The organism is uncultured Thermosynechococcus sp. (assembly GCF_937958135.1).
GTDB lineage: Bacteria > Cyanobacteriota > Cyanobacteriia > Thermosynechococcales > Thermosynechococcaceae > Thermosynechococcus.
This window is the reverse complement of the sequence record NZ_CALGOG010000052.1, coordinates 1-6,175: the sequence shown is the minus strand read 5'-3', so window position 1 is coordinate 6,175 and position 6,175 is coordinate 1. Positions and strand designations below refer to the sequence as shown.

7 protein-coding genes and 1 tRNA gene are annotated in these 6,175 nt (G+C 54.1%); 1 reads left to right on the top strand and 7 read right to left on the bottom strand.

Annotated features, from left to right (window positions below; translation table 11 throughout):
* Positions 1–150 precede the first annotated feature (150 nt).
* The 7 genes from Q0711_RS06620 to Q0711_RS11685 all read right to left on the bottom strand — a co-directional run bounded on the left by Q0711_RS06620 (position 151) and on the right by Q0711_RS11685 (position 4,754).
* Positions 151–1,077: a DMT family transporter gene (locus Q0711_RS06620; protein WP_299042038.1), complete on the bottom strand. Its 927-nt coding sequence runs from the start codon at positions 1,075–1,077 to the stop codon at positions 151–153.
* Positions 1,078–1,080: 3 nt separating this feature from the next.
* Positions 1,081–1,437: a hypothetical protein gene (locus tag Q0711_RS06615; RefSeq protein ID WP_299042036.1), complete on the bottom strand. Its 357-nt coding sequence runs from the start codon at positions 1,435–1,437 to the stop codon at positions 1,081–1,083.
* Positions 1,438–1,531: 94 nt separating this feature from the next.
* A complete protein-coding gene (locus tag Q0711_RS06610) occupies positions 1,532–1,864 on the bottom strand; it encodes a hypothetical protein (RefSeq protein WP_299042034.1) in 333 nt (110 codons plus the stop codon).
* A gap of 81 nt (positions 1,865–1,945) precedes the next feature.
* Entirely contained in the window at positions 1,946–2,992 is a 1,047-nt protein-coding gene (locus Q0711_RS06605) for a leishmanolysin-related zinc metalloendopeptidase (RefSeq protein ID WP_299042031.1), read from the bottom strand.
* 148 nt (positions 2,993–3,140) lie between these two features.
* Positions 3,141–3,608: a hypothetical protein gene (locus Q0711_RS06600; protein ID WP_299042028.1), complete on the bottom strand. Its 468-nt coding sequence runs from the start codon at positions 3,606–3,608 to the stop codon at positions 3,141–3,143.
* A 476-nt stretch (positions 3,609–4,084) separates the two neighbouring features.
* Positions 4,085–4,158 (bottom strand) — tRNA-Arg (locus Q0711_RS06595).
* A 320-nt stretch (positions 4,159–4,478) separates the two neighbouring features.
* Complete coding sequence (locus Q0711_RS11685) at positions 4,479–4,754, bottom strand: transposase (RefSeq protein ID WP_366519097.1); 276 nt, start codon at positions 4,752–4,754, stop codon at positions 4,479–4,481.
* Between the two features lie 600 nt (positions 4,755–5,354).
* Between Q0711_RS11685 and Q0711_RS06590 the strand changes: the two genes are divergently transcribed.
* Positions 5,355–6,175, top strand: an 821-nt coding sequence (locus Q0711_RS06590) for an IS200/IS605 family accessory protein TnpB-related protein (protein ID WP_299042026.1), incomplete at its 3' end; no start/stop codon positions are given.

Below are 6,175 nucleotides of genomic sequence, written 5' to 3'. Positions count from 1 at the left end.
AACAACGCTGCTCAAATAATTTCTCTCCTTGGGGTTGTTGTTGTAAATCAGCCCGAAATTCCGAAACTTAGCTGCTCTATTGCAGTCGAGGATTGGGATAAAGCCTGCACTGTAGCGTAAGCTCAGTGTCGGGTAATTTACGTAAAAAACTTACTCCAGCACCGCATCCTCATTCTCAACGGGGGATGACCCGCGCACACCCCAAAGGTTGCTGCCCAGGATCAGCCCTAACCCGACCACCGATGCCGGCGCAATTGCCTCCCCCAATATCCAGGCAATCAACCCCAAAGACAAAAAGGGGGTCACATACACCCAGTTGGCCAGGGATCCCCGGTGGTCCGACAGCTCCAAGGCCCGTAACCAAAACACAAACGTTAGTCCCATCTCCGCCAAACCAATGTAGACTGCCCACCCCAGCCCCGCCCCACTCCACTGCAGCGTCTGGAACGGGAGCAACGTCAGGCAGTAGAGACTCCCAAAAACAAACCCCATCCACAACTTCAGCACCCCATCCCGCCCATCCCGGACATTCAGCAGCCAGTAGAGGGCCCAGATCCCAGCACTGCCCACCGCCAGCAGCACCCCTAAGGGATCCCCTGCCCGCAAACTGTCCCAAGCTCCCCCCGTTGCTACCAGCACCACCCCCAGCAAGCTGACGCCCAATGCCAGCAGCAACCGCCAACGGAAGCGCTCCCGCAGCAGAGGAACCGCCAAAAGAGCCAGAACCAAAGGCCAAGTGTAGTTCAGAGCCAGAGCCGCCTGAGCCGGTAGGCGAGCATAGGCCTGCAACAACACTAGGTAGTAGCCAAAAGGGTTCAGCAGCCCTTGCACAGCCGAAAGCCGAATCTGGCCGCGACTTTGCTGCCGCACTAACCTAGCTCGTCCGCTCAGCAACAAAACCATCCACAAGATCCCACAGGAACTGAGGGCGGAAAAGATTAACAAAACCGTCGGCGAGAAATACTGCAGCCCCAGCTTAAAAGCACTGGCAGCTGTGGCCCAGCCCAAAATAGCCGCTACTAAGTATGGGTAGGCGTGCCAGGGATCCCCTTCCCTCCTGGGCAAAGGACAGCTCACCTATCAAAACCTGTCGAGATCCCAGCCTTCCTGCTTTGACCGTTTCGCCTTGGCCGCAGCACCGAAGCCCAACCGCGGTGCCACCACCACAGCATAAAGCAGGTAGCCCAACCCTGCTATCAGCACCAACTGCAGGAGAGTACCAAGGACCCGAAAAAACAGCCCCACCCCTAGCATACAAGCCAAGATAGCCAAGGCCGTCAGCAAGGGCCGCCCCCAAGTCTTAACCCAAGCTCCAAGAGTGCCTTCTGCCTGAGATACACCTGGAGATGTTGCAGCCCTAGAGGCCGCAGCCGCTTGCTCCACTTCACGCTCAAGCTGCTTTAGCCGTTCTTGTTCTGAGAAGGAGAGATTAGACATAAGCAGCAATTTCCACCATCGTCACCTTTATCATAAGCCGTGGGACAAGAGTTAACCGATCTTCCCGGTGCCAGTCTGATGCCAGACTTTCACCCTAAGCCCGCACAGAGGGAAGCTCCTGAACCATTGCTCGAAACATCTCCAACGCCGGGCCGGGGCGACGATTGGGGCGGGGTGCAGGGATCTCATTGGGCACAAAAGGCTTTTCAATGACCACCTTAGGTTTGCGGACGGGAGCAGGGTTGGCCACAGGGCTAGCCCCAGCAGCCTTCACCACCTCAGGGGTTGCCGATTGAATTGGGGTGCTGGCCACCTGCGCTGGATCTGGCGCCGGACGGAACGGGCCGGTCACAAAATCCCAAAGGCCCCCAAACAGGATGCCAAAGAAGGAGAAAAAACCACCAAAAAGCTTTTTCAAAATACTCATAGCCGATTGCAATCAGGATGGGTCAAGGGGCATGAAGTTGTGCAACTTGCTCTTCATTATTGTTAAAAACTGCCCTCTTGGCTATGGGTAAATATGCTTTTTGTCAGCATCTTGGGGAATGGGTCTGCTCCACAGACGCCGACCCTGGGCATCAATGCCTTGAATCGGTACCTGCCAATCCAATTCCTGGAGCTCTAAGGGTTGAGCAGTTCCACCCCTACGCCCCAGACTAAAACGGTCAGCAGCCGATAGATCGACCTCATATCCTAGATCGGCCATAGATCCAATGGTGAGAATGCTAAGGGGGTTGGCCACCTCTCGGTCGATGCGTGTGGTCATCAGCTCACGGCCCAAAATGCTCTCCCGCCAGTGGGAATCTCGGGATCCCACTCCAAACTGGTCTTCCAACGGGACAGATGGAGCATTGCCCCCCAGGATGTTGAAGCTGTTAACGGCGTTAGGGCCGATAAACCGCGGATCGTAACCCACAGGGGTAAGCTGCTCTCGCCCCACCAAACCCACTGTCAACCCCTTGAGCTGCCAAACACTGGGTAAAAAGCCAAGGGCATGGCCCAGCTCATGCAGGGCAGTAACCGGCAAATCACCGCGTCCTTCCAAGTCCGATAGATTCTGGCTATTGAGCAAAACAACAGAATAGAAAGGCAAGCCATTGGAGGCACGCACAAAACAGGGGGTAGCACCCCCCAACACACGCTCGTCGTTTAGATTCCTCGCCCGCACTTCCACCAACAGATCATCAATCGGAAAATTGAGAGCAGTACTGGGAAAGCCCTGGTCACATTCATTGGCCCGAATGTCGGTGGGGGGCAGATCCGGTTGATCACCGACGATGACCTGCTGCCAGCGCAGCGCGGCCCTGCGGACGATCAACTGCTGACTGGGCGTAAGGCTACTGTCCGGAAAACGAACCTCAAGGGTGAACCGATCACTCGATGGCAAAGTTGGAGCAGGAGCTGCTACCGGGACCGGTCTAGGAACGATGCTCACCGCTGGAGAACCACTGCCCCCACCACAAGCCTTGAGAGCCATAACCAGAAGCAAAGCCGCAAGGGATCCCACAATCCAGGAGCCGGCCATGAGCCGTTGCCACATCCGAAAACCATTCATCTGGAGACCCCATTTCAGGTCAGGTCACTCGTTACCCAGAGGGATCATACGGAGCTTTTACCCCACAAATTAGAGATTAGCCTCACAGAATCCAGGGCCGCTCTCTCGATCAACAGAGGCTCCCACAGATTGCCCGGCTTAACAGCTCTTAACCGCGTGAGTTGGAGGAGTGGCCTTCTTCTCCCCAGCCGGCAACCCAAACATCTACGGCCGCAGCCCGCAATGCCTCGGTGTCGGCCAACAGGTGAAAAGGATCCGACAGAGGATCCGACAAAGGAACCAAGCGCAGAATACGATTCTCCTGTACCAGATCAATGACAACACTCGGCTCATCCCCGTCGGGATGGGCTGCTTCCAACACAGAGGGATCCCGTAAACAAACGTAATCGAAGCTCTCCAGGTTCAGGTACAAGCTACGATTGACCACCAATGTGGCCGCCGCGGGATCCTGAAACACCTCCATGACGTAGCCTTCCCCTTGCTTTCGCACAAAGCCATCGACAATATCAAAATAGAGAACACGCCCCAAGTCTGCCAGAAGCCGGTAAATATCTCGCTTGCTAACCAAGATTCCAGTATCGACAATGCAAGGGGCACAGGGGCGAACATCTGCCATAGAGTCATTGATCTTAAACAGTGAACGGGATGATCAAGGAACCAATTGAATAATAAAGATAGTTCTGGCAAAACCAAATCGAGACTAGGCTAACGACCTCATACAAAGACCTATCAGCAAGAACCTACAGCCATGAACCGAGGCAGCTTCCTCAACCTAAAAACCAAACCCTTAAATCCATACAGGTCCTTCCATCTGCCAACACACCTATGGCTTGCAGGAGAAGGCTGGCTCTAGCTTTCATTAACTCTCATTGAATGTATCACAATCCTCTCAAAAGGGGCATATGTCCCCTTTGTTCAGCATAAGTCTCAGAGGCCTACAAGAGAACCTCATCGATGTTGTCAAAAGGCTTAACTATATATTGTGGTAAATCAAATAAATAAACAGCTTTAGACTCTAGGTATTGTAGATCTATTTGTCAGGCTGACTGGACTCAAGCCTCAAGTGCAAGGTCCTGTCGGGTTTGGGAGCAACGGGACTGGGCGGATTCGAACCGCCGACCTAGCGCTTAGGAGGCGCTTGCTCTATCCATCTGAGCCACAGCCCCAAGGAGTCTAGCCTATGCCAAAGGGATCGCACCCCACCTGGGTTACCTCACCGGCCAGACAAGCCCAACCCTGCCCCAAGCAATGGGTGGAGAGGCAGGATGATAGGCAAGCTAAGGCCAGGAGAAGCCGCTGGTAAACGACTGAACGACTCTTGCGTCAGTTTATCTCAAATCGGTATTGCCCATCCTCTCGGAGGGAGAGCTTCCTCCATCTGAGAGGCCCATTCTGATGCAAATAGCAGCAGATTCCCCCTTCACAGAGTCTGGGCTAGAGTGAGCAGCTCTACCCTCTGGCAGAACCTTTCCAGGGGTGTTTTAGCCTAACCTCCACGCTGCGGCAGACCTACTCGAGCAACGCCGCCGTGCACCCTACGAATGGACGGGAAGCCTGATTCGCTAGTTAGCGGCGGGCGGAGTTTACGCGGCTCATCCTGGTTCTGGATGTACTTCAGGAGAGTTTCAATGCTGGCCCTGCCGCCCGTGGTTATCAGCCCATAGGCCCGATTCCAAAAATAGGGCTTCCAACAATAAGGGCAGAGCTGTTCAGCAAACTCTTGGCGCATTTTCCGGACTGATACTGACTTCAAGTTTTTCACCAAGTCAGAAAGTCGAACCGTTGGATCGACCTCGAACAATAGATAAGACCTCGCCACCAAACTCAATCAGTTCCCCGCCCCACTTCACCAGGAGGTCACGGAATAGTACCTCTAGCCTATCAAGCATCTCTGCGGTCAGGCATTTATGCCGATACTTCATTTACTTCATTGACAAAACCAGATGGTAACAAAGCCTGTAGGCGCTATCATTCCTGGTTTTTAGGGTAGGAAATTCCTGCTCCATGCCCTAACATTTTCATTATGGGTAAATCAGCTATTATACGCACTGACAAGTGGGGCTTGAATCCGTTGCCAGAGGTGAAACTTCACCTTCTAGAGACGGTTGATGAGTACCGAGCTTACTGCATGGCGCTGAGCTATCTGGTCATGGGTCATTGGCCTAACCTGGTAGCCGCGCCTAGTTTTTGTGCGGCAGTAGAGAAGCTAATCCATCCCACCAGTAAGAACTCATCGCCAAGGTACCGCTACTTCCAGACACGATTCTACAAGTTCCCCTCTTACCTAAGGCGGGCGGCGATTGAATTTGTTAAGGGTCAGGTTTCGTCCTACCTAACTCGATACCGGGATTGGCAAGCAGGGATGAGAAACCGCCGTGATGCAAAGCCGCCTGTCTTTAACGTAGAGGCAGGGTGCTACCCGGCCCTCTACAAAGGGCAATTGGTCAAGTTCGACAAGGGCTTACAGGTGGCCTCAGTCAAGGTGTGGAACGGCTTTGATTGGGTCTGGGCTGAGGTGCCCATTGCCAGCAAGCGGAAGCGGCACCTAACCGGCGTAATCAAGTCACCCTACTTGGTGGTTTCTGAAAAGCACTGCCACTTGGCGGTGCCCTTTAGCATCACTCCACCGACCTGGAAAAGTGATGCGGTTTGCGGTGTGGACGTAGGGATTCATACCCTAGCCACGTGTTCCATTGTTTGCCCTGACGGCACTGTATTGGCACGGCGATTCATTCACCCGGCCTCTGACATAGACCGTCGAGGCAAGCAGGCCAACCTCATTCGCCAAAAGGCGAGAAAGACCAAAACGTTGCACCGTGGGTTCGCCAAAACTTTCTATCGCAAGGGGATGGGCATCAACGCCAACATTGCTCAGCAAGTGTCACGGCGGATTGTCAACTTTGCCCTGGAGCATGGAGCCAGCACGATTGTCTTTGAACATCTCAAGGGCTGGCGTCCTAAAGGGGGCAGGAAGCGGTCAAGCCTGAAGCAAAAGTTTCACGGTTGGCTGCACCGCCGCCTGGTGATGCTCACCGAGCAGAAGTTCCAAGAGGAGGGGGGCAAGGTTGTCTACGTTTCCCCCAAAGGCACATCATCTTGGGCCTATGACGGCAGTGGCAAGGTGCAACGATCTAAGACCCAGTACGAGCTAGCGACGTTTGCCAACGGCGGCAAACAGTACTC